Source organism: Kutzneria sp. CA-103260, from assembly GCF_018263855.1.
Lineage (GTDB): Bacteria > Actinomycetota > Actinomycetes > Mycobacteriales > Pseudonocardiaceae > Kutzneria.
This window is the reverse complement of sequence record NZ_CP073318.1, coordinates 1,892,047-1,916,716: the sequence shown is the minus strand read 5'-3', so window position 1 is coordinate 1,916,716 and position 24,670 is coordinate 1,892,047. Positions and strand designations below refer to the sequence as shown.

The 24,670-nt window shown below is 69.6% G+C and carries 16 protein-coding genes; 9 read left to right on the top strand and 7 right to left on the bottom strand.

Annotated features, from left to right (window positions below; genetic code table 11):
* Positions 1–141: 141 nt before the first annotated feature.
* Positions 142–1,167, top strand: coding sequence for a LacI family DNA-binding transcriptional regulator (locus tag JJ691_RS08410; RefSeq protein WP_211768217.1), 1,026 nt, complete (start codon positions 142–144; stop codon positions 1,165–1,167).
* Here JJ691_RS08410 and JJ691_RS08405 read toward each other — a convergent pair.
* Both JJ691_RS08405 and JJ691_RS08400 read right to left on the bottom strand, forming a co-directional pair.
* On the bottom strand, positions 1,158–2,006 hold the full coding sequence (locus tag JJ691_RS08405; protein WP_249227777.1) for an endo alpha-1,4 polygalactosaminidase: 849 nt from the start codon (positions 2,004–2,006) through the stop codon (positions 1,158–1,160). The two genes, JJ691_RS08410 and JJ691_RS08405, sit on opposite strands and share 10 nt — an antisense overlap.
* Before the next feature lie 14 nt (positions 2,007–2,020).
* A complete protein-coding gene (locus tag JJ691_RS08400) occupies positions 2,021–2,962 on the bottom strand; it encodes an SDR family NAD(P)-dependent oxidoreductase (protein WP_211768216.1) in 942 nt (313 codons plus the stop codon).
* 193 nt (positions 2,963–3,155) lie between these two features.
* On the opposite strand from JJ691_RS08400, the gene JJ691_RS08395 reads away from it, so the two are divergent.
* The 3 genes from JJ691_RS08395 (at position 3,156) to JJ691_RS08385 (ending at position 11,898) form a co-directional block, all read left to right on the top strand.
* The gene (locus JJ691_RS08395; RefSeq protein ID WP_249227776.1) at positions 3,156–6,269 is read left to right on the top strand and encodes a family 78 glycoside hydrolase catalytic domain; all 3,114 of its coding nucleotides are present in this window, start codon (positions 3,156–3,158) and stop codon (positions 6,267–6,269) included.
* 11 nt (positions 6,270–6,280) lie between these two features.
* Positions 6,281–10,165: a family 78 glycoside hydrolase catalytic domain gene (locus tag JJ691_RS08390; protein ID WP_211768215.1), complete on the top strand. Its 3,885-nt coding sequence runs from the start codon at positions 6,281–6,283 to the stop codon at positions 10,163–10,165.
* A 95-nt stretch (positions 10,166–10,260) separates the two neighbouring features.
* Entirely contained in the window at positions 10,261–11,898 is a 1,638-nt protein-coding gene (locus tag JJ691_RS08385; protein ID WP_211768214.1) for a beta-1,3-glucanase family protein, read from the top strand.
* Here the strand turns inward: JJ691_RS08385 and JJ691_RS08380 are convergent.
* The 3 genes from JJ691_RS08380 to JJ691_RS08370 all read right to left on the bottom strand — a co-directional run bounded on the left by JJ691_RS08380 (position 11,888) and on the right by JJ691_RS08370 (position 16,376).
* Positions 11,888–13,774 carry an alpha-L-rhamnosidase-related protein gene (locus tag JJ691_RS08380; protein WP_211768213.1) on the bottom strand — a complete coding sequence of 629 codons (1,887 nt, stop codon included), beginning with the start codon at positions 13,772–13,774 and terminating at the stop codon, positions 11,888–11,890. The genes JJ691_RS08385 and JJ691_RS08380 overlap by 11 nt on opposite strands.
* 14 nt (positions 13,775–13,788) lie before the next feature.
* On the bottom strand, positions 13,789–15,567 hold the full coding sequence (locus JJ691_RS08375) for an SGNH/GDSL hydrolase family protein (protein WP_211768212.1): 1,779 nt from the start codon (positions 15,565–15,567) through the stop codon (positions 13,789–13,791).
* A gap of 188 nt (positions 15,568–15,755) precedes the next feature.
* Complete coding sequence (locus JJ691_RS08370; RefSeq protein ID WP_211768211.1) at positions 15,756–16,376, bottom strand: TetR/AcrR family transcriptional regulator; 621 nt, start codon at positions 16,374–16,376, stop codon at positions 15,756–15,758.
* A 94-nt stretch (positions 16,377–16,470) separates the two neighbouring features.
* Here JJ691_RS08370 and JJ691_RS08365 point away from each other — a divergent pair, with 94 nt between their 5' ends.
* Together JJ691_RS08365 and JJ691_RS08360 are read left to right on the top strand one after the other, a co-directional pair.
* Positions 16,471–17,265 carry a siderophore-interacting protein gene (locus tag JJ691_RS08365; RefSeq protein WP_211768210.1) on the top strand — a complete coding sequence of 265 codons (795 nt, stop codon included), beginning with the start codon at positions 16,471–16,473 and terminating at the stop codon, positions 17,263–17,265.
* 11 nt (positions 17,266–17,276) lie between these two features.
* Entirely contained in the window at positions 17,277–19,418 is a 2,142-nt protein-coding gene (locus tag JJ691_RS08360; protein ID WP_249227775.1) for a 2Fe-2S iron-sulfur cluster-binding protein, read from the top strand.
* 14 nt (positions 19,419–19,432) lie between these two features.
* On the opposite strand, the gene JJ691_RS08355 is transcribed toward JJ691_RS08360, so the two are convergent.
* Entirely contained in the window at positions 19,433–19,654 is a 222-nt protein-coding gene (locus tag JJ691_RS08355; RefSeq protein WP_211768209.1) for a hypothetical protein, read from the bottom strand.
* 176 nt (positions 19,655–19,830) lie between these two features.
* On the opposite strand from JJ691_RS08355, the gene JJ691_RS08350 reads away from it, so the two are divergent.
* Positions 19,831–21,405, top strand: coding sequence for a hypothetical protein (locus JJ691_RS08350; protein WP_211768208.1), 1,575 nt, complete (start codon positions 19,831–19,833; stop codon positions 21,403–21,405).
* Between the two features lie 64 nt (positions 21,406–21,469).
* Positions 21,470–23,269 carry an alpha/beta hydrolase-fold protein gene (locus JJ691_RS08345; protein WP_211768207.1) on the top strand — a complete coding sequence of 600 codons (1,800 nt, stop codon included), beginning with the start codon at positions 21,470–21,472 and terminating at the stop codon, positions 23,267–23,269.
* Between the two features lie 48 nt (positions 23,270–23,317).
* On the opposite strand, the gene JJ691_RS08340 is transcribed toward JJ691_RS08345, so the two are convergent.
* Entirely contained in the window at positions 23,318–23,947 is a 630-nt protein-coding gene (locus JJ691_RS08340) for a hypothetical protein (protein WP_211768206.1), read from the bottom strand.
* 251 nt (positions 23,948–24,198) lie between these two features.
* Here JJ691_RS08340 and JJ691_RS08335 point away from each other — a divergent pair, with 251 nt between their 5' ends.
* The gene (locus JJ691_RS08335) at positions 24,199–24,573 is read left to right on the top strand and encodes an STAS domain-containing protein (protein WP_211768205.1); all 375 of its coding nucleotides are present in this window, start codon (positions 24,199–24,201) and stop codon (positions 24,571–24,573) included.
* Positions 24,574–24,670 lie beyond the last annotated feature (97 nt).

Here is a 24,670-nt window from a genome sequence, read left to right as displayed (position 1 = left end):
GGCATGCGGGCACGCGAGAGCGCGAAATGCGTCCTACGTTTCAGGTTTAGCGCTATACCTCGGCCACGGTAATATCGGTGTCCGCCGCTGTCAACGCCTCCGGCGCTGCGTAGGCTGGGACACCGACGAAGGGAGACAGGAGTGCGGGTCAGGCTGCGCGACGTCGCCGAGCGGGCGGGCGTGAGCCCCATGACCGTCTCGAACGTCATCAACGGCAACCACGCCCGGGTGTCGCCGGACACCATCGAGCGGGTGCGGCGCATCGCCGACGAACTCGGCTACGTGCCCAGCGCGTCGGCCCGCAGCCTGTCGGCCCGCTCGTCCCGGCTGATCGGGCTGCTGGTGCCGACCGCCGACGAGGACAGCCTGATGATCAGCCCGCACACCATGGCGATGGTCGGCCAGATCGAGCGCGAGCTGCGCCGCCTCGGCTACCACCTGCTGCTGCGGGGCATCTCCGACCTGGGTGAGGTCACCGAGGCGTTGCAGTCGTGGAGTCTGGACGGGGCGATCCTGCTCGGCTTCCTCGACGAGGAGGTCGACAGCCTCACCGCCACGACCGTGGGTGGCGTGCGGGTGCTGGCCGTCGACAGCTATTCCAGCAATCCGCTCACGGTCGGCCCACGCTCCGACGACTTCGCCGGCGCCCGGCTGGCTGCCCGGCACCTGCTCGATCTCGGCCACCGCCGGATCGTGTTCGCCGGGCCGGCGTTCACCGGCGTCGGCGTCGTCCACGAGCGCTTCGAGGGCTTCCGCCAGGCCCATGCCGAGATCGGCGCCGGCTGGGACCCGCGCCTGGTCGAAACCGTCAACACCACGCACGCCGACGGCCTGCGGCTGGGCCGCGGGCTGCTGGCCCGGCATCCCCGGACGACCGCGGTGTTCGCCACCGCCGACATCCTGGCCATCGGCATCATGCACGGCCTGACGGAGTCGGGGGCGCGGGTTCCCGACGACGTCTCCGTCGTGGGCTTCGACGATCTCGACCTCTGCGACTACGTCGTGCCGCGGTTGACGACCGTGTCCCAGGACATCGCCGCGAAGGCCACCACCGCCGTGCGCATGCTCATCGACGCCATCGAGAAGGGCACGCCGCCCACCGCCCCCGTCACCGTCGATGTCTCCCTGGTGAAGCGTGATTCGACGGCACCCGCTCCTCAGCAGTGACGGTAGAAGTAGTCCTGGGAGCTCGGCGTCACGAGCTTGCGGTCGCGGATGACCATCGACTTCGGACGGTTGGGTAGGGCGCACACGGTGTCGACGGGGGCGGGGAGGTCGTCGGTGTACTCGATGTCGATGAGACGGTCGCCGTAGGACGAAGCGTAGGTGGCGCATTCCTGGAAGCGCAGGCATTCCTCGGCGACAGCGAAGTCGAACTTGGCTTCCTGTTGGCCACGGCGGCCGAGGTCGGCGGAGTTCTTCTGGCCCGCCACCATGCCGGCAGCGTGAGCGACGGTGGCGAGGGCGGTGGCGAAGGCCAGGTTGTCGTCGACAGTGAGGGCGCCGTTGGAGCGGCTGTAGGAGTCGAGGTTATCGAACTCCACGGCGTTGAATCCCTTGCTGGCACAGGTTTTGACGGTCTCGCCGACGATGTCGGCCAGTCGTGCGCGCTTGTCGGCGGTGGAGGTGTCGACGATCAGCTCGTCGGGCCAGTTCTCGTCGATGACCGGATTGCCGCTGGCGTCGAACAGGACCAGATCGTGGCGCTCGCGCAGCCACAGGTCGCGTTCGGCCGGCTGGGTCTGGAATCCGTTGACGTAGCAGATGTTGTAGGCGTCGGAGGCAGGGCTGGCGGTGACATCCCGGGCCACCAGGCGGACGCCTGCCGGAAGGGGGTAGGCACCACCCAACTGGTAGTCGACGGCCGCGCCGACCGGGAAGGACGGTGCGGCCGGAGCCGAGGGCTGGGCCGGGTTCGAGGGCTGAACCGAATCCGAGGGGTGGGCCGGCTCCGCGCAGCCGGCCACGCCGGCCAGCACCAGGACCATCACGAGAAGAGAACGCACACACGTATCCTGCCCTACGAACCTGACGCGCCCGCACGTTCCAACAGCTCGGCGGTCGCCTCCCACAGACGCCGTTCCCGCTCGCGGTCGTGGGCGACCGGCTGCACCTCGGTCAGCTTGGTCTTCACCACGAACGCCCCGTCGCGCAGGTGCGCCCACTTGTCGTCCAGGGCCATCGAGGCCAGCAGCGGCCCAGAGCGCTCCGGCGTCGACACACCGGGCACGCGGCCCAGGGCACGGCTCATCGCCTGCGCCGCCGCGGGCGCGCCACGACCCAGCGCGGTGCCGGGCATCCAGCCGGGCTCGAACACCGACACGGTGATCCCTTCGCCCACGTGACGCTGCAACTCATGGGCGTAGTACAGGATCGCCAGCTTGGCGTTGGAGTAGGCGACACCGCTGGCGGCCATGCTCGGGGCCTGCTCACGGGCGGCCGGCCGGGCCAGTTCGACGGGGTCGGTCCACTTGGCCTCGGCCACGCCCAGCAGCCTGCGCCAGAAGTTCGCGTGATAGGTGTTCGAGCCGATCAGCACGACCCGCGCCGGGGCCGTGAACGAGTCCAGCAGGTCGCCGACGAGCTGGGCATGGGCGAGAAAGTTGACGGCGAAGGTCATCTCGTAGCCGTCGGGCGAGGCCTGCCTGGTGTCGGTCGACATGGTGCCTGCGTTGGCAACCAGCGCACGCAGCGGCCGCACCGCGCCAGCGGCCAGCAGCTCGCGCGCGGTGTCGGCGGCGGCGCGCACATCGGCCAGGCGCGACAGGTCGCAGCCGATCTCGCGGACGGTGGCGCCGTGCGCGCGGGCCTCGTCGGCCACCGCCGTCAGGTCCCGCCCGGCCCGGCCGACCAGCAGCAGGTCAGGCCGCCGGCCGTCCGGGCGGTCGGCCATGGCCAGCACGGCGCGCCGGCCCAGGTTCCGGGTCGGGCCGGTGATCAGGACAGTTCCGGGTTCGGTCATGGCCCCAGCCTGCGGCACCGGCCGGGACCCAGCCAGTCGTCCGGCCTTCCATAGGACTGCCAGGACCAGGAAGCCACTTGCTTGGCCGGTCCCGGACAGAAACGACCGGAGTTCTTGTTCGGCGCGGGCGGGGTGCGCTACCCATGAATCCCTGTTGAAACGTTTAAACCGAGGGGACCCGATGGTCCGATCAGTGTTGACACGTTTCCGCGCCGAGCCGCTGGTTCGGGCGATGGCCGTCGCGTTTCTGCTGGTCGCGGCCGGGACCGCGCCAGCTGTTGCCGCGCCGGCGGAGCTGGTGGTACAGCAGGTCCAGGCCGAGACGAAGGCCGGGCCGCCGACGTTCAGCTGGCAGCTGGGGTCGGCCGTGAACGGCGAGCGGCAGACGGCATACCGGGTGCGGGTCAGCGCCGGCACGGAGGTCTGGGACAGCGGCCGGGTGGCGTCGGCGGCCTCGGTCGGAGTGCCGTACGGCGGACCTGTGTTGCAAGCAGGGCGTGCGTATACGTGGACGGTCCAGGTGTGGGATGCGCATGGGCGACCGTCGGCGTGGAGCAAGCCGCAGCCGCTGGCCGTGGCGCCGACGGACTGGCAAGGGGCGCAGTGGATCAGCCCGGACAGCACGACCTCGTGGTCGAATTTCGTGCTGGACACGGACTTCACCATCAAGGCCGCGGCGGCGGGCGTCGTGTTCCGGGCTCAGGACAGCGCGAACTACTACCTGTGGCAGATCAACACCGTCACGACGCCGGGCAAGGTGATGCTCCGCCCACACGTTCAGGTCGGCGGCCACTTCACCACGCTGGCCGAGGTGGACCTGAGCCCGGTGCTGACACCGGCGAACGCGGGCACCAGCCACCATCTCCAGATTCGGGCCGACGGCGCGACGATCACCACCACGATCGACGGCACGCAGGTGGACGTCAGGACCGACACCTCGCTGACGCAGGGCACGATCGGCTTCCGCACCTCAACGAGCGCGGGCGTAGCCGAGGATGCGGTGTACGACAACCTCGCGTTGCATGGTCTGGACGGGACATCGTTGTTCGCCGACGACTTCTCGCGCTCCCCCGACCCCCGCTTCGCCCAGCAGAAGATCGTTGACGGCCAGTTGGAGCCGAGCGGCGACCCGGTGTTGCTGGGCGCCAACCACGCCGCGCCGATGCTGCGCCGCACGTTCACTCTGACCAAGCCGATCGCGCACGCCGACGTCAACGTCCTCGGCCTCGGCTTCTACGAGTTGCACCTCAACGGGGCCAAGGTCGGCGACGCCGTCCTGACCCCGGCCGACGCCCCCTACGACCGCCGGGACCTCTACGACACCTACGACGTCACCGGCCAGCTCAAGCCCGGGGCCAACGCCGTCGGCATGATGCTCGGCAACGGCTACGGCCAGCACTTCAGCCCGTACGGATTCCGTTGGCTGGGGCCGGAACAGGCCATCATGACGCTCACCGTCACCTACACCGACGGCACACAGCAGGCCATCACCACCGACCACTCCTGGACGTGGTCGGACAGCCCGATCACCGGCGACGACATCTACAACGGCGAGACCTACGACGCCCGCCAGGAGCAACATGGTTGGGACACAGCGGGATTCGACGCCTCCACCTGGCGGCCGGTGACCACCGTCGCGGCCCCGGCCGGCACGCTGACGCCCAGCACCCTGCCGCCGATCCGCGTCGTCCAGACCCTCCGGCCGGTGAAGATGACCCAGCCGTCGCCCGGCGTCTACGTCTACGACCTGGGGCAGAACATCGCCGGCTGGGCGCGCATCCGCGCCAAGGGGCCGGCCGGGACTCAGATCCAGCTACGCACTGCCGAAGAGCTCACGCCGGACGGGCGGCTGGACACCACCACCAACCGCAACGCCGCCGCCACCGACACCTTCGTCCTGGCCGGCACCGGCGGCACCGAGAGCTACGAGCCGCGCTTCGACTACCACGGTTTCCGCTACGTCGAGGTGACCGGCTACCCGGGAACGCCCACAGTGGACAGTCTGGACGGTCGAGTGGCGCACGCCGATGTTGCCTCGACCGGCAGCTTCACCTCGTCCGATCCGACGCTGAACCAGCTGTGGCAGAACAACCGCTGGAGCATCCTGAACAACTCGATGTCCGTCCCGACCGACAATCCGGTCCGCGACGAGCGGACCCCGCCGGCCATGGACGTGCAGGCCTACAGCGCCGCCTCCACCCGCGAGTTCGGCATGGATGCCTTCTACGCCAACTATCTCGCTGACCTGCCGCCCGGAACCGCGCTGCCCGACGACGCCGGCAACGCCCAGCAGCCGGACATGGCCGGCGGCCAGGTGACGCTGGCCTGGACCCTGTACGAGCAGTACGGCGACCGGACCACGCTGGCCGCCCAGTATCCGGCGATGAAGGCCTTCGTCGACACCAACAACACTCAGGTGCCGAGCCATATCTGGCCGGACAACCGGGGGTTCGGCGACTGGTGCCCGCCGGTGCACGACGGCGGCGTGAACGGCGGGCAGGGCGGTCCGAACGAGGGCAACTGCACGAGCGAGGTGTCCCTGGTGAACACCGCGTTGTCCTACGTGCAGGCCCTGGATGTCGCGAAAGCCGCGCAGGCGTTGGGAAAGACCTCCGACGCCGCTACCTACACCGCCTTGGCCAACGGCATCAAGCAGGCGTTCAACACACACTTCCTCAACGCCGACGGCAGTTCCTACGGCGACGGCCGGCAGACCACCAGCATCCTGCCGCTCGCCTTCGACATGGTGCCGGCCGGCAACGTGACGGCGGTCGGAAACCGCTTGGTGGACACCATCCTCACCACCAACGGTGGCCACCTCGACACCGGCATCTTCGGCACCCGCCACCTCGTCGACGCGCTGGCCCGGATCAACCGGACCGATGTGGCGATGACCGTGCTGGACCAGAAGACCTATCCCGGCTTCGGCTACGAGATCAGCCGTGGCGCCACCAGCTCGTGGGAGGAATGGCTCTACAGCTCGAACATGGAGACCCACGACCACGCCATGTTCGCCGGCGTCAACGCCTCGCTGTACACCCAACTGGCCGGTATCCAGCCGGCCGCGCCGGGCTACTCGGCAGTGTCGATCGCACCGCAGACGCCGACCGGGCTCGCACACGTGGCCGCGTCCCTCGACACCGCGTACGGCAAAGTCGCTGTCTCCTGGACGAAGTCCGCCACGACTTTCGACCTCGACGTCACGATTCCGGTCAACACCACCGCGACCGTTTCGCTGCCAACACAACATGGCCGCACCTCGCACACGGTCGGTTCCGGGCACTGGCACTTCCACGTCACCCTGTGAGGGAGAAGTCCATGAAGCAGTTGGCCTTGGTCGCCGCTGCCCTGACGGCGGCGATCGTGCTGCCGGGCGTCGCGAATGCCCAGGCCGACCGGCACACCGCGCTGCCGCCGTCGTCGTTACGCGCCGACGGGCAGGCATCGCACGTGCTGGTCGGCTCCCCGAAACCGACGCTGGCCTGGACCGTGCGGGACTCGGGACGTGGCGTGACGCAGACCGGGTACGAGATCCGTGTCGACGATCAGCGCGGCCGGGTCTGGGATTCCGGACGCGTCAACAGCGGGAACTCGCTCGACGTCGGCTACGCCGGGCCGGCGTTGGCCAGCGACCGCACCTACACGTGGTCGGTGCGCACCTGGACCAACCTGGGCGGACCATCCGACTGGTCGGCCCCGGCATCGTTCGACACGGGCTTGCTCTCGCCCCAGGACTGGACGGCGTGGTGGCTCCAGGCCGAGGACGGCACGCTGGCCCGCGCCGGATTCGACGTCACCAAGCCGGTTTCCCGCGCACGCCTGTACTTCGCTGCCCAAGGCCTGGTCGAGCCGCACCTCAACGGCGCACGGGTCGATCCCACCGAGGTGCTCGACCCGTCGGTGACCGACTACGCCGCGCGAGTGCTCTACCGCGACCTCGACGCCACCAAGTCACTCCACAATGGACACAACGCGTTGGCGTTCATGATCGGCCGCGGCCAGTCCCCCGGCCGGCCGACGTTCGCCGCCCAGCTCGACATCACCTACACCGACGGCACAAGCTCGACGTTCGCCACCAGCCCCGGCTGGAAGTCCCACGCCGGCCCGGTGACCGGTGACGACTTCTACTTCGGCGAGACCTACGACGCGCGCCGGGACATTCCCGGCTGGGACACGGCCGGCTTCGACGACAGCGCCTGGCCGACCGCACACGCCGTGGCCCCGGTGTCCCACGCCCAGAGCCTGGCCCAGGGAAGACCGGTCACCGCCAAGGACTCCACCACCTGCTGCGGCTGGTCACCGGCCGCCGCGACCGACGGCATCGACGGCTCGGCCGACGGGTCGGAGGGCTACCACTCAGCGGTCGAGCCGAACGCCGACGTCACCAAGTGGCTACAGGTCGATCTCGGCACCGCACAACACATCTCTGACGTCACGTTGTTCCCGGCGCGCCCGACGAACGACACCTCCGGCGACGTGATCGCCGCCGGATTCCCGGTCCGGTACCGGGTCGACGTCAGCAATGATCCAACCTTCGCCACCGCGACCACCGTCGCCGACCGGACCGGCGCCGATCAACCCAGCCCTGGCACCGCCGCGGTGGCGTTGCCGGCCGACGTCACCGGTCGATACGTCCGCGTCACCGCGACGAAGCTCCACTGCGAGACCATCTGCTCGTTCCGACTCGCCGAACTCGGCGTCTACGGCCCGAATCCCGTCACCGTGCAGGGCGCGCTGACGACCGTGCAGCCGGACCCGATGCCCGCGACCCGCATCGTCCGAACGATCACCCCGACCAAGGAGACACGCCCCGCATCCGGGGTGCGGGTATACGACTTCGGCCAGAACCGCACCGGCCAGGTCACGCTGACCGCCACCCAGCCCGCCGGCACCACCGCCACAGTGAAGAAGGGCGAACTCCTCGACGCCAACGGCCGGGTGACAACCGCGAACATCAGCTTCTCGGCCGCCGACGCACCCCGCCAGAGCGACCACTACACGTTCGCCGGCGCCGGCACCGAGACCTACACACCGCACTTCGACTACGCCGGCTTCCGCTACGCCGAACTAACCGGCATCCCCGACGACGCCACCGTCACCGTGCGGGCGCTGGAGATCCACACCGACGTCCCCACCACCGGCCAGTTCGACACCTCGAACCCGGAGCTGGACAAGATCCAGGCGGCGGTGGCGCAGACCCAGCTCAACGACCTCGAGTCGCTGCCGATGGACTGCCCCACCAGGGAGAAGCACGGCTGGCTCGGCGATGCGGGCGACACCGATCTGGAGGCGATGAGCAACTTCGACATGCAGTCCACGTACGACAAGTGGCTCGGCGACGTCGTCACCAGCCTGCGCCCGGACGGCAGCATCCCGTCCGCGGTGCCGACCAACGGCGGCACCGGCTGGCTGCCCGACCCGGCCTGGGGATCGGCCTACCCGCAGATCATCTGGGACTCCTATCAGCAGTACGGCGACACGGGTCTGATCGCCGAGCACTACGCGCACGTGAAGGCGTGGGTGGACTACCTGGCGACGATCAGCGACGGCGACCACATCGTGGTCAACTCGCCGACGTCCTGGGGCGACGACTGGGTGGCGCCGGTCAGCACGCCGCACGACTACTTCCAGACCGGCTTCTACTACCTGGACGCGACCCTGCTGGCCAAGATGGCTTTCGTGCTGCGAAAGCCGGCCGATGCCCAGCAGTACACCGCGTTGGCCGGCCAGATCGCCACCGGCCTGAACAAGCGCTACTTCAACGCCGACACCGGTGTCTACGCCAACGGCACCCAACTGTCCTACGCGCTGCCGCTGGTGTTCGACCTCGTCCCCGCCGGCCACGATAAGTCCACTGTGGACAAGCTGGTGGCCGACATCGTGGCCCACGGCAACCACCTCACGACCGGGTTTGTCGGCACCACACTGGTGCTCCAGGCGCTCGGCAAGTACCAGCGCAACGACGTCGCGCTGGCCGTCGCCGAGCGCACCGACTATCCGAGCTTCGGCTACATGGTCGACAACGGACCGGGCACCATCTGGGAGAAGTGGGTCGATTCGGCCCAACCGGATGGCACGTCGTCCAAGGACCACATCGGACTCGGCGGCGCCATCGGCCAGTGGTTCTACCAGCAGCTCGCCGGCATCCAACCTGGCTCGCGCGACACACTCACCCTGGCCCCGTCGGTCGTCGGCGACCTCACCCATGTCACCGCGCAGCAGCAGATCGCCCACGGTACCGTCGTGAGTTCCTGGCAGCGCAACGGAAGCACACTCACCTATCACGCCGTCATCCCGGTCGGCACCACCGCGACGATCCGACTGCCCCTGTTGGGCGGCATGCAGTCCACGGTCCTTGAAGGCGATCGGACAATCTTCGCCAACGGGCAGCCGGCCGCAGCCGACCCGGGCCTGACCGTCGGCCAAGCCACCGACGACACGCTCAGCCTGACCGCCGGCTCCGGCGACTACACGTTCACGGTGACTGCCAAGGCCTTCACCCAGATCACGCTGACGGCGGGCGACGCCGCCCCGATGACCGGCGGCGGCACCGATCTGCCGGTGCTGGTCGAGGGGCGGTCCACCGCCGCCACGTCGGCTGTGCTCAGTGCGCAGGTGCCCGCCGGCTGGACCGCGACGACGGCGACGATCCCCCTCGCCCCAGCAACAACCGCGACTTCGACCAAGATAAGGATCAACGCGCCCGGCGACACGAAGAGCGGGTCCTATCCGGTCACGGTGACGGTGCGGACCCCGGACGGCCGGGTCAGCACCACGACCGTCAACGTCCTGGTGTTCGGGCGCTGGGCGGCCGGCACCACTGCCTCGGCGTCGAGCGAGCACGCGCCGAACACCGTCGACGGAGTGGTCCGGACCTATACGGCAGCCAACGCCATCGACGGGAATCTCTCGACATTCTGGAACGACGACACCGCCGACCAGTACCCCGACACCCTCACGATCACCACCCCGGCGACCACGCTCACCGGCGTCGGCTTCGCCTCCCACCCGGACGGCCCGCCGATCGACTTCACCGTGCAGACCTGGGACGGCGCGCAGTGGACGACCCGGGCGACCGTGACCGGCAACTCGTCCTTGCACCGCTGGATTCCCTTCCCGACCTCGGTGCCGGCGAGCCAGGTCCGAGTGGTCGTCACCGCCGCGGTGGGAGCGTTCTCACGAATTACCGAGTTGACCCCTTGACGGCCCCACCACACGGTATTTAGCGTTCGGACACCCTTCCGGCGTCGACGGGCCCCTGCCCTGTCCGATCGGCGCCTCCCCTGAGGAGGAAGACAATGCTGTCCAGACGCACCTTCGTCCTGGCGGGCCTGGCGGCCGCCGCGGCGAGCACCACCGTGTGGTCCGCCCCGCGCGCCCGCGCCGCCACCGCGCTGCCGCTGACCCTGCAGAACAATTCCGGCAGCGGCACGGTCTACGCCTACATCAGCGGCTCGGACAGCTCCGGCTGGCCCGGCTTCGTCACCGCCGACGGTCAGTTCCAGCGCCTGCCCAACCCGTCGTCCCCGGTCACGCCGATCCCCGACTACTCGATTCCGCTCGGCGGCTCGGGATCGCAGCTCACGGTGACGCTGAACGACTACGTCATCGGCGGCCGGGTGTGGTTCTCGGTCGACAACAAGATCCAGTTCTTCGTCAATCCCGGTCCCGGCCTGGTGCAGCCCGGCTTCACCAGCTCGGACCCGAACTGGCAGACGAACTGGACGTTCTGCGAGTTCACGTACAACAGCGCCAATCTGTACGCCAACATCAGCTACGTCGACATGGTGGCGCTGCCGGTGTCCATGGCCAGCACGGGGGCGGCCGGCTCGCAGTCGGTCAGCCCGCTGCCCAGCGGCGCGCTCGGCGCCATCGCAGACGGGCTGCGTTCCCAGCACGGCACCGACGGTGCGCCGTGGGACCAGTTGGTCGTCACCGACTCCGGCGGCACGGTGGTGCGAGTGCTCGCCCCCGGCCACTCCCCGACTGATTTCGGCGGCTACTGGAACAACTACCTGGACGCGGTCTGGTCGCACTACAGCTCGACCCCGCTGACCATCAACGGGCAAGGCAGCATCGGGTCGTACACCGGCACGGTCAGCGGCGACGCCATCGTGTTCGCCGGCCTGAACACCAATGGCGTGCCGTTCACCAAGCCCAGCGCGGTGGACATCTTCGGCTGCGCGAGTGGGCCGCTGTACAACTCCGGCTCCGACGCCCGGGGTGCGGTCGCCGCCCGGCTGGCTGCCGCGCTCAACCGCAGCAGCCTGTTGGTCAGCGGCGGCAACAACCAGCCCGACGGCGTCACGCCTTCGCAGTACTACCAGGACCCCACCACGAACCACTACGCCCGCCTGGTACACCAGCACGCCTCGATCGGCTACGCCTTCCCGTACGACGACGTCGGCCCGACCGGCGCCCAGCCGGTCGACGGCCACCTCCAGGACCCGGCACCGACTTCGTGGACCGTCTCGCTGGGCGCGGGCTCCGGCGGCGGCACCACGCCACCCGGCGGAGGCGGCGGCACCAGCGCCTACTCGACCATCCAGGCCGAGTCGTTCAGCGCGCAGAGCGGCACCCAGACCGAGTCGTGCAGCGACTCGGGCGGTGGCCAGGACGTCGGCTACATCTCCAACGGCGACTGGCTGAAGTACTCCGGCGTCGACTTCGGTTCCAGCTCGCCGAACCAGTTCGTCGCCCGGCTCGCCTCCGGTGCCGCCGCCGGTGTCAGCGGCGCCATCCGGGCTCGTCTGGACAGCGTCTCCGGCCCGGTCCTCGCCGAGATCGACTTCGGCAACAACGGCGGCTGGCAGAACTGGCAGACCGTGCCGGCCAACATGGTCAGCTCGGCCACCGGCGTGCACGATCTCTATCTGACGTTCGCCGCCGGCTCCGGCGACTTCGTCAACATCAACTGGTTCACCTTCACCCGATAGCCGAACCGGTGCTGCGCCAAGGCTTGCCGTTCACGGTGACCACGGCCCTTGGCGCAGCACCGGCCGGCAGCCGGATCCCGGCGATGGCCGCCGGCGGCGCGTTCACCCGCAGCGTGAAGGTATCCCGGTCCTGGTGCCACGACACGTGGATGTCGCCGAGCGGGGTGCGCAGTGATCCTTCGGCGGACGGCAGCCCGCCGGGTTCGGGGGCGATCTCATAGCCGCCGGCGACGGTGGTTGGGCGGATTCCCAGGACGTAGAACGACAATGCGGAGGTGGGGCCGGTCGCCCAGCCGTGGGCGGCGCTCATGTACGCGCCGCCGTAGCCGAGCTGGCCGTTGGCGAGATAACCCTCCCAGAACGTGCTGCCGGTGCCGAGCGGCGAGGTCAGCATGTAGCCCCACTCGCGGCGGATCAGCGCGAGCGCGGTGCTGGCGTCGCCCGCCTGGAAGTGCGCCTGCACCTCCATGGAACCCGGGAAGGTGGCGATCTCACCGTTCTTCTCCGGAGTTGTCGCGCCGTAGGAGTTCCAGTTCGCGGTCAGCGCCTGGCTGATCCGGGCGGCGCGGTCGGCGGGCGCGAGGCCGTACCAGACCGCGAGCGAGTTGCCGTCCTGTGGATGCAGGCCGCTGCCCGGATTGTCCCGGTACTGCCCGGCGGCGTCGTCCCACAGCTTGGCGTTGACCGCGTCCTTCAGCTTGGCGGCCACGGCAGCCCAGTCGTGGGTGGTGTCGTGCTCCATGGCGGCCAGCTGGGCACCGGTGACCAAAGCTTGATACAGCAAGGCATTCGCCGCGATGTTCTCGCCGCCCTGGTCGCCGCGGGCCCAGTCGTTCGTGCCGGTGACGGTCATCAGCCCGTCGCCGCCGACCTTGCCGGCCGAGAAGTCCAGCGCACGGACGTAGTTGGCCCATTCGCCGGCCAGCCAGGCCTGATCATGGCTGTACTGCACGTAGTTCGCGGTGCCGATCAGGGTCCAGAGGTGGTAGGTGTCCGAGCCGTAGAAGTTCACCTCGGGCCCGGCGAACGGCAGCTCGCCGGAGGGTTGCTGGTGTTGGTACAGCGTGGTCAGGGCGTTGCGGGTGGGGGTGACGTCGCCGAGCGAGGTGTATTCGGTCGGGACGGACACGCCGAGGTCGCCGGGCCAGACGGTGCGGTCGCGCTTGGCCCCGTCGACCAGCACCGCGTCGCCCACGCCGACCGTCGCCCCGTTGTCCCAGCCGCTTGACGGCGGGCCCCAGACTCGGCCGGTGGTGGGCGCGATGGTGTTGGTCTGCACGGTGTACGCCCCGGCGTACCAGATCTTGTTCAGCAGCGGGTCGCTGGAGTGGAAGTAGTTGGCGTAGCCCCGAAGGTCGGTCATCGTCGGTGCGAAGGTGATGTGCAGCGTCGCCGCGTTGAGGGCGATCGTGCCGCCGCTGCGGTCGAACAGGGTCAGGTAGCGGAATCCGCCGCGCAGTTTGTCCGACGGCATGGTCCAGTCCGCGCCGGGCGTGAGGTCCGCGATCAGCGCCCCGTCCGAACCGCCGCCGCCGTTGCTGGCGTCGCTGCTGGTGCCGACGTATTGAGAGGATTCGGTGAACGCCAGCCCGAGTTGCTGGCCGGGGTCGGTGGTGCTCGCGGCATGCACCGTCACCGCTCCCCCGACCTCCTTGCCGAAGTCGAGCGTCACCGAGGAATCGTTGCCGTGCAGCGTGGTTGTGCCGCCGTGCAGGATCGCCGTGGGATCCGTGACGCTGCCGGTGGTCCGGAAGACGGAGGCGGCGGTGACGGTCCGACTGGCCGGGGCGTAGTTGTCCGATGTGGACGGACGGGCCGCGGCCGGGCTGACCCCGGCCGCGACCACCAGTGCGGCCACGGCGACCCGCAGGCTCATGACGGTGTTTCCCTTCAGAGCGCGGACAACGGCACCGCGTTGGCCATGGCCTGGTAGCCGGCGTCGTTCGGGTGGAGGTGGTCGCCCGAGTCGTAGGCGGCGAGCATCGCTTCCAGGTTGGCCGGATCCCGCACGGCGGCGTCGAAGTCGACGACACCGTCGAACACCCCGCCGTTGGCCCGGATGAAGGCGTTGACCTGGTCGCGATAGGCGATGTGCTGGTCGTTGCTGCACCCACAGCCGGCGATCGGCGTCAGCGTGCCGACGAGCACCCGCAGGTGGGCGGCGTGGATCGTCGCGGCCATCTGCTTGAGCCCGGCGATGACCTGGTCGGCCGTCGTCGCGGTGTTGTTGATGTCGTTGATGCCTTCCAGCACGATGGCGGTGCGCACCCCGCTCTGCGCTACGAGATCACGGTCCAACCTGGACAGCGCGCTGACGCCGGCGGTGCCGGTGTTGGGCATGCCGGTGAAGGCGTCGGTCAGGATCCGGTTGCCGGAGATGCCCTCGTCCACCACCGCGGGGCCGGACGGCAGCCGCCGGGCCAGGAAGTTCGGCCACCGGCTGTTGGAGTTCTGCGAGGAGTTGTAGCCGTCGGTGATGGAGTCGCCGAAGGCCACCACCGAAGCGCCGGCGCCGCCGGAGACGTCGATGCCCGACAGCACGGTCCAGAACCCGAACAGGTTGTTGACCGGGAAGTTCGCGCCGTCGGCCGCGTGGTCGCCGGTGCCGTCGTTGGTGGAGTACATGTCCTGGCTGGCCCCGGAGTGCATCGAGGCGTAGGTCACCGCGCCCTTGAGGTACAGCGTCACCAACAGGTTGGTGTCGGCCGGCACCGCGAACCGCAGGCCGTCGCTGACCGCCTGCCCACCTGAGGGCATGGTCACCGACTGCGCGCCGCCGAAGGTGAGCGTGACCGGCGCATTTGTTGGCTGTGCCCCGGACTTCTGCACGGCGATGGTCGCATGCCCGACGGTGATCGGTGCTGGACCAAAGGAGTTGTCCAGGTGGATGCGCACGGCCGAACCGCCGGTGCTGGTGTGTTCCACCATGCGCAGGGTGCGGTCGGTCCAGGTCCAGGGGGCCAGGCTGTCGTCGATGCCGTTGGCCCAGCTCGCCTTCCACGGTCCCGCGCTCGGGCGGATCCCCAGCGCGAACACGTGCATCGTCGGCTGGTTGACGCTGTCACTGACCTTGGGCAGGGTCACCCGCACCACCGACACGCCCGCCCGCAACGGCACCACGAGGGTGTAGAGCTTCATCGTCGCCGCGGCCGGGCCGCCTGGGGCGTTCCAGCGCGGTGCGGACACCGTCTTGGCGTCGGTCGGGCCGACGTACCAGTCGGGGGCGGCGAGTTGGTAGCTCTGGCTGGTGCCGTCGGCGTAGTCGACGACACCGGAGCCGGAGGTCGCGGTGCCGGTGCTGGTCACCAGGAAGGACAACGCGGTTCCGCTGCCGTGCAACGTGATCCGCTGTCCGTTGGCGATGACGTTGTCGGGCGTGCCGGGCGCGGCGGTCGGGAACTGGAGGGGCGTGCCGTTCACAGTGACCTTCGCACCCGGGTTCCAGCCCGCGGCGGCAAGATCCTCAGCGATCAGGCTGTGCCCGGTCCCGTCGAGGTTCGCGGCACCGGGATTGGCCGCCGGACTCACGCCTGCGTTGTCGAAGGCAGCGGCCAGGTTCGGATAGTCGCTGAGCCGGCTCACCGGCGCAGCTGTGGCCGGAGTCGCCGCCGCGAGGGCTCCGGCGACCAGGGACAGCAGCAGGACAGAAACCGTCAACGAACGTCTCATCCCAACCTCCGCCGTCGTGAAACGTTTCAACGGACTGTAGGGATGCAGTTCCGCAGCGTCAATCGTCCAAAGCGCCTAGCGGGGTGGGTCAAAACCCTTGTCCGGACTGGACAATCCGCAGGCCGGCGGAATGATCCTCGGGCCCGACCGTCCGGATAGGACAAAGGGCGTTCACTCTTGCCGACCAGTCACCGGTCGCCGCGCAGGTAGCGGGTGACCATGTCCACCAGCTCGTTCTCCAGCGACTCGACCGAGACGGACCGCTGATCGGCCAGCACCTTGTGCGTGTTCACCTCGACCGTGAACAGGATCAGGTCGGCGGCCATGTCGAGGTCGCGCACCCGGACGTCGGGGTGCCGGGCCAGCAGGTCGCGTAGGTGGCCCACGCGGAGCCGGCTGTGCCGGTCGATCGTGTCGAGCAGTTCCCTGGACCTCGGGGCCTCCTCGATCATGATCCGGAGCAGCTGGGGATCGTCGCGGTGGTTGTGGATCGCGTCCTGGACCAGCGCCCGCACCGCCGCGGCCAGACTGCCGGGCGACAGGTCGAGCTCGTCGGCCCCCGTCCATCGGCCGCGGTCGATGTGCCGCACCAGCAGCTCGGCCAGGATGGCGTCCTTGTTCGGGTAGTACTGGTACAGCGAGCCGATGGAGATGCCGGCCCGCTCGGCGATGCGGTTGGTGGTGCCGGCGGCGTACCCGTGCTCGACGAAAACGTGAGCAGCGGCGGCGAGGATGCGCTCCCGCGTCAGCTCCGCCCGCACCTGCCGGGGCTTGCGACGTGGCTCAAGACGGCGATCGGCCGACGGCATGTCCACTCCTTCTCGACGGCGCCAAAAGCGAGTAGCCAGGAACCTGAATCATTGCTCACAATAGTGCCATGACCTGCGAGAATCTGTCGACGCCGTGATCCCCAAGGTACGGCTGCCGGCGTCGCGCACGATGATCACGCTGGCGGTGCGCCGCCGCGAACTGCTCACCCCGGGCTTCGCGAGCCTCACCCTCGGCGGCCCGGCCGTGCGGGACCTCGTCGTGGCCGGCGACGACCAGGCGGTCCGGCTGTTCTTCCCGCGCCCGGGGCAGACCGCGCTGCGGATGCCGACCGTCTCGAACGACGCCTGGATCGCCCAGCTGATGCTGCTGCCGAAGTCGGTCCGCCCCTGGGTCCGCAACCTGACCATCCGCCGCGTGCGGCCGGCCGACGACGAGGTGGACATCGAGTTCGCCCTGCACGGCGACGCCCCGCTGTCGTCGTGGGTGCGCGGGGTCGAACCGGGCGATCCGGCCGGGATCTTCGACATCGGCACCACGTACCGGCGGCCGGCGGAGGCGGACTGGCAACTGCTGGTCGGCGACGAGACCGCGCTGCCGGCCATCCTGTCGATCATTGACGGCACGACGCTGCCCACCGAGGCCTATCTGGAAGTGCCGACCACGGCGGACATCCGGCCGGTCGACACGCCCGCCGGCGTCCGCATCCACTGGCGCAGCCGCGACGACAAGAGCCTGCGGCCCGGCGACTTGGCGCTGGATGCCGTGCGCAGCGCGACGCTGCCGCCGGGCCGGTTCTACACGTGGGCGGCGGGCGAGTCCCGGCTGGCGACCGGGGTCCGCCGGCATCTGGCCGGCGAGCGTGGCGTGCCGAAGCAGGACATCTCCTTCGTCGGCTACTGGCGCCTGGGGCGCTCTTCCCCGGGCTGAGAGGAATCCTTGTGCAGCAAACAGACACCTTGCACCGGCTGACCACCGCCGCCGAGGTCGAGGCGATCATCGGCCGGCCGGCGGCCATGATCATGCTCAAGACGATCAGCGCCCTCGACGAGGGCTGCCGGACGATCCTGGCGAAGTGCCCGATCGCGGCGTTCGGCTACCGGGACGCCGACGGCGTCAGCCGGACGACGTTCATCGGCGGCACGCCGGGATTCACCCGCGTCCGCTCGGCCACGCGGATCTCCTTCGCCCTGGGCGAGTCCGGCGTCCCACACGGACCGGTGTCGTTCTTCTTCCTCCTGCCCGGCGTCGGGGAAATCCTGCGGGTCAACGGATCGGTGGTGTCGCACAAGCGCGGGCAGACGACCGTCGACGTCACCGAGGCGTACATCCACTGCGCGCAGGCCGTCCTCCGATCCCGCCTGTGGCAACCGCCCGTCCCGCCCCAGCCGACAGCCTCGATTGAGGGTGACGGGCCGCTGTCCCGGCCGGGCGTCGCCGATTTCCTGGCCGCGGCGAAGTTCCTCGCATTGTCCACATGGGACTCTGACGGCGGTAGCGACACCAGTCCGCGTGGGGATCGCGAGACAGTGGCGCGGATCCTCGACGGCCGCACGCTCGTCATCCCGGACCGGAAAGGCAACAAACGGGCCGACACTCTGCACAATCTGCTCCAGGACGACCGGATCTCGTTGGCCGCGCTGGTCCCCGGACGCAGCGGCGTGTTGCACGTCCGCGGCCGGGTCGCGCTCACCGACGACGCGGCCCTGTTGGCAACGATGGCGCTGCGCGGGATGCCCCCGCACGCGGCGCTGGTCATCGACGTCGAGGACGCCGAAGTGATCGGCAGCGACGCCGTGGTCCGCGCTCGGCTGTGGTCCCCGGCCGCGCACCTTGACCGCGGCGAGGCACCGGACCTGATGGCGTTGGCCAGCGCCCACCTCGCCGCCAACACAGCGGCCACCAAGTCCGGGCCGCTTCCGTTCCTGCTGAAGGTTGTCGGGGCGATTCCGGGGATCAACCGGCTGATGCGGCTGGCGATCGACCGGGTCTACCGGTCGGGTCTGAAGAAGGAAGGCTACGACGACGTCGAGTCGGACCGGCCGAAGCAGCTGGCTGTCACCGCGACGGAGAACCCGTTGCGGGAGGTGCGAATCACCGAGATCCGCAGGGAGACGCCCAGCGCGCTCACTCTCGTGCTCGAAGACGCCGGCGACCACCCGTCCTCGTTCGACTTCCGTCCCGGCCAGTTCTTCACGCTCGTCGCCGACATCGACGGCCGCCCCGAGCGGCGGGCCTATTCGGCTTCCTCAGCACCAGGATCACCACGGCTGGAGGTGACCGTCAAACACGTTGAGGGCGGCCGGTTCTCCACCCATGTGCACCGGAATCTCCGCGCCGGCGACCATCTTTCCGTGCGCGGGCCGTCGGGTTCCTTCCACCTGACGCCCTCGGCCGAGATCGTCCTGGTCGCCGCCGGCAGCGGCGTGACCCCGATGATGAGCATGATCCGCACCCGCCTGGCCGACCCGACCGACCACGCCCGGATCGCGCTGCTCTACAGCAGCCGCACCGAGGACGAGACCATCTTCGCCGCCGACCTGGCCCGCCTCGCCGGCGATCACCCCGACCAGCTGACCGTCGCCCATGTCCTCACCAGCCGCGACGGCCGCCTCGACGCCGACGCCATCGGCCGCTGGGTCACCAGCCTCTCCCCCACGCCGACCGCCCAGTACTACGTCTGCGGCCCCGATCCCCTGATGGCCGCCTTCCAGGCTGCCCTGACCAGCCTGAACATCCCCGACGAGTCCGTCCACCAGGAGCGCTACGCCAGCGCCGCCGACACCGCGCCCGTGATCACCACACCGCAGCGGCTCACCGTCGAGGCCGATGGCCAGCCGGCCGGCGCCGCGGTCGTCGAGCCCGGCCAGACCCTGCTCGACGGTGGGCTCGCCGCCGGCCTGCCGATGCCCTACTCCTGCACCGTCGGCAACTGCGGCGACTGCATGGTCCGGCTCCGCCTCGGCCAGGTCGCCCAGAGCGAGCCGAACTGCCTCACTCCCCAACAGAAGGCCGACGGCTTCATCCTGACCTGCGTCGGCCGGCCGCTGTCAGAGGTGACGCTCGACATCACCGAGCCGTGAGGCGTCCACAGTGGTCAGTCGGCCCTCGGCACGTCCTCGCCGGGCCGACGGGCCCGGTACTTCTCGTAGGAACCGTGCACGGCCCGGCGCGCCATCCGCGCCTCGGCCCGGCGGTCCATCCGGCTGGGCAGCCGCATCGTCAGCGCGTGCCCGCGAATCCGCCGCGACCGACTGTCCACGACGGCCGCGACGGCCAGCAACACGACAAAAGCCCCGACAACGATGAACCACACCATCGCAACCCCCTTGGCCGGTAACGACCCTCGCCCTCACGGTACGCCGACACCCATCGGATCGGTGCCCTTTTGCCCGGTGAGATGGGGAGTCGATCGTGCCCTCGCGGCCCTTCTTCCGGCCCGGTCCCGGCTGGCAGCGTCAGGAGACCCGGCCGCGAGGAGGGACTGGAGGGCTCATGCGCGCGCAGGACCACGAACCGGCCAGCACGTCCCAGTCGCCGGCCCGGCGGCCGGACACGCCGGTCGCCGCCTCGGCGCCGGTGCACCCGGAGGCGCCCCTGACGGCGGCGGCGATCCTGGATCTGCAGCGCGGCGTCGGCAACGCCGCCGTGGCTGGCCTCGTCGGAGTCCAGCGGCTGCGGGCACATTCCCACGCAGACGACCGGCCCGTGCAGCGCTCGGCCCCGGCGGCGCACACCGGACATTCCGTGCGGCCGGGAGCGGCGGTGCAGCGGGTGGTCCACGGTTCCGAAGCGGAAAAGCAAGCCCAGCGGGAACAGCTGGAGAACCTGGCGGCGATGTGGTTGCCCGTCGAGAAGTTCGACGCGGACGGGAACGCCGGGCCGGTGCCCGAGTTCGCCTACGCCGGCCAGCGCGCCGGCTACGAGATGGACGCGGTGCGCGTCGAGCGTGCCTTCACGCCGCCTTCGCGGACGACGACCCGTACGGGCGTCCAGCTGACACAGAACCAGAAGATCGAGTTCCAGACCTACTACTTCGTCTACACCGTGCAGGCGATCAACGACCCCGGCCGGCGGCGCTCCGACACGCTGATCGACCTGAACGCGCCGTTCAGGGTGGTCAAGCGGGTCCCCAAGAAGTCCTGGGGCCGGTCGATGGGGCGGACCTATCGGTTCGGGGACTACTGGGACGTCAACCCGGAGTTCCGGCTGGACCTGCCCGGCGACCACGCCGAGGCGATGCGGGCGCTGGTCGAGGGGCGGGGCCTGAAGGCGGACAAGCGCGTCCGCGGCGACGACCTCGACTCGCTGGAGCAACTGCCCAGTGACCCGCACCAGCCGTTCCTCTTCTACACGCCCAAGATCACCGACCCCAATTTCACGCACCGGAACGGGGCCCGCAAGCACAACCGCCGTTTCCTGCTCCCGGCCGCTTACGACCGACTGGCCGGACAGTCCCGGACCCGCGGCCAGGTCGGGCTGAGCAAGCCGCCGCTGGCGAACCGGCAGCACGCCGGTCGCGTCCCAGCTGCGGAAATGGGCGGCTTCCGCGCGCACGACGTCATGCCGACCACCGGCCGCGGCGGCACCGGGGATCGCCTCGCCTCGCACGAGTGGTGCCATCTCATCGGCGACAACGACGACGGCCCCACCGTCTTCCACAACCTGGTGGTCGGCACCAACGCGGTCAACACCGAACAGCTGGCCATGGAGTCCGCCCTGCGTGACTTCCGGCCGCGCATGGACGGGCTCGGGTACGCGATACGGCTGCGAGTGGAGGCGATCGTCGAGCAGGCCGAGGCCGCGAACCCGGCCATCCCCGGCGGGCCGTACCACAAGGCCGACTGGATCAGCTTCACCATCGACATCGTCGACAAGGCCGCGAGCGCCGGCCCCGTGGCCACCAGGCCCTCGGTGGCGTTCGTGCACCGGCAGATCATGGACGCCGATCGCGGCACCATCACCGAGTCGGAGTTCACCAGCCTGCACAACCAGGTGCGCAATCTGCTGCGCGCGGAGCATAGCCGGCTGAAGGCGGAGCGACAGGGATCTCCCATGGCTCTCGACTAGGTGCGCCGGCCTTCTCCATGATGGTGCGGCACGACGGCGTCGCTCAGGGATCGGGGAGGGCCGAATGGCGGACAGGGCACGGGAAACAGCGGCTGGTGGCGTGACCAGGCGGGCGATGGTGACCGGCTCGATCGCCGCCGTCGCCGGGCTGGCCGGGGCAACGACCGCGCAGGCAGAGCCGGATTCGCGCTCGGTGGCTTTCGCCCTCACCGTGGCCGGCGGGACCGGGTTGAAGCCCACTGCCGGCCGCGCGTTCGTCATCATCGCGCGCCAGTCCGACCTGAGCCCGAACGCTCCGGAGCCACGGGACAATCTCCAGGGCAGCGAGCCGATCAGCGTTCCGTTCTTCGGCATGGACGTCGCCATGATGCGGCCGGACACGCCGATGGTGTTGCGGTCCGGGGATTCCGTGGTCGGCGCCCCGTTGGCGGCCCTCACCGACATCCCGCCCGGTGACTACGTCGTCCAGGGCTTCTTCAACACCTACGAGACCAATCGCCGTTCCGATGGTTCCGTGGTGCAGGTGCACTGGCCCAGCGGCGACGGCGGCGACATCTGGCACTCGCCCGGCAACGTCTACTCCACTCCGCGGACCGTCCGCATCGACAGCCGGACCGGCACCGTGGGCCTGACGCTGGACAAGGTGATCGGCCCGGTCGACCCGATTCCGCCCGGCGGCACCGGGCAGCAGGGCAATCCGGCCGAGTCCAAGCACGTCAAGCGGATGAAGATCCGCTCCGAGCTGCTGAGCCGCTTCTGGGGCCGCGACGTCTACCTCGGTGCGGACATCCTGCTGCCCGAGGGCTACGACCTGCCGGCCAACCAGCACGTGCGGTATCCGATGGAGCTCGAGGTCGGCCACTACGCGGAGGGCGGCGGGCGGCCGCACGGGTTCGACGAGTCGCTGGGGGACGACTTCTCCCGCTGGTGGGTCTCCGCCGACGCTGCCCGGTTCATCTCCGTGCAGGTCCGCAGCGAGAATCCGTTCTACGACGACTCGTACAACGTGAACTCGGCCAATCTCGGCCCCTACGGCGACGCCATCAACACCGAGCTCGTGCCGGCCATCGACCGGCGGTTCCGGACCATCGGACAGCGCTGGGGCCGCACCGTGACCGGCGGTTCCACCGGCGGCTGGATCGCCGCCGCCACGCTCGTGCTCTATCCGGACCTCTACGCCGGAGCCTGGGCCGGCTACCCGGATCCGCTCGACTTCCGGGCCCACCAGCTGGTCAACGTCTACTCCGACGCGAACGCTTATGTCATCGACAATCCCTGGGAAGTCGTGCCCCGGCCATCGGCCCGGCACAACACCGGCGACACCTGGTGGACCATGGCTCAGGAGAACGCCTACGAACGGGCGTGCGCCTCTCGCGGCCGTAGCCAGGGGCAGTGGGACATCTGGCAGGCGGTGTTCGGCCCACAGGGCAAGGACGGCTATCCCAGCCCCATCTGGGACAAGCGGACCGGCGCCGTCGACCACGCCGTCGCCGCCTACTGGCAGGCCCATTCGGAGCTGTCGACCATCGTGACCGCCCGCTGGGCGACCCTCGGCCCGAAGATCGCCGGCCGCCTGCACGTCTACGTCGGCACCGAGGACACCTACTTCCTCAACAACGGCGTCCAGCTCTTCGAGCAGAAGACCGACCAGCTCACCTCCCCCAAGCCTGACTTCCAGTTCATCTACGGCGTCGGCCAGCCCCACGGCTGGCAGCCGGTCAGCGACCAGGAGATCTTCACCACCATGGCCGACTTCCTGGCCCGACTGGCCCCCGGTGGCACGGACACCAGCGGCTGGCGCGGGCACGAGCAGCCGCCGGCTCTCATGCTCAAGCCCGGGCGGCAGGTCGTCGACGGCTCCTAGACGTCCGGTCGGTCCACAAATGCGAGGTTGGAGTGATTCCTTGTCGGATCAGGAGGTCGGCAGATAGGCACTGGGTGGCCGCGGTGTGGCGAGGTTGGCGACCAGATCACGCACCACCCACGCCAGTTCGGCAGCGGTGGGAACACGCCGGTGCCAGGCCGAATAGTCGAGGGTCCAGTGGGTGCCGGGCAGAGGGGTGCTCAGGTGCGGGGTGGCAGTGTCGAGCCCCACGCCCGGACCGGTGTGCAGGGCGATGTACGCGCCGGTGTCGCCGCCGGAGGTGCCGGCGCTGAGGTCGTGTGCCGGGGTGGTCAGCAGGCAGCGAGCGGAGTTCGGGTCGGCGGCCGGCAGCGAGGCGGCGAGGGTGCCGACGATCCACCAGGGCTGTGCCGGGTGGGAGAGGTCGGCGTCGACCTGGGCGGCGGTGAGCAGGAAACACGCCTGGAGGGCGGCGTGCGGCACTTTCTGGGCCTGGGCCTGTTGACGATAGTTCTGGATCGCGGTCTGCCACGCGGCAATTTGGGCGTCGGACAAGGTGGTCTGCTGGGTCGGCGGCGCGGAGCCGTTGTGGGGCAGAGCGATGTCGGCGGGTTGGCCGCACGCGGCGCCGAGCAGGGACAGGACCGCCAACACGGTTGCCGAGGCGACCCATCTTCCGCGCAGTGCTCGGTCGCTCATGCGGCCATGGTCGCATGAGCAGCCGGCAAGGGAGCCTCGTCCTACGCACGTGGTGTTGCGGCTACGTGTCGGCAATACGGCATTCGGCCCAGCATTTCCGTTCACCCATTGGAGATCAGGGCAGATGTCGCAGCGTCCATCACCCGAATGGCCTGCCGCCATGTGCTGTTCATCGCGGGTTTCACCGCTGCCACTTGTGGATATCCCTACTGGACGTGCCGCCCGACCTCCACACCCAGGACGCAGTGACCATGACCTCCGCACACCACACTTCCGACGACGATCTCAACTTCCGCCAGGAGACGGCCGGTCCGGCCACAGTCCTGCGTGTCACCGGGCAGATCGACTCGGACACGGCGGCCCGGTTCCGCCAACGGCTCGCCGACGCCCGCCAGGACGTCGACGCGGAGACAACGCTGGTCGTCGACCTGAGCGGCGTGACCTACATGGCCTCGCCCGGTCTGTCGGTTCTCATCGAAGCGCACAATGAGCACCAGCGCCTGGGCACCCGGCTGCGGGTGGTCGCCGGATCCCGCGCGACCCGTGTCCCGATCATGACCACCGGCCTGCACGCGCAGTTGGACGTAGTCATCACCCTCGCGTTGGCGCTCCCGCCGACCTCGTGACCTGGTAGCCGCCGAACACAGGCGAGAGACCCGCGGCCGAACTCGCGTTGAACAAGCAGCCATGAGGGGTGAACGCCTCGCGGGCCGTCGACTGTCC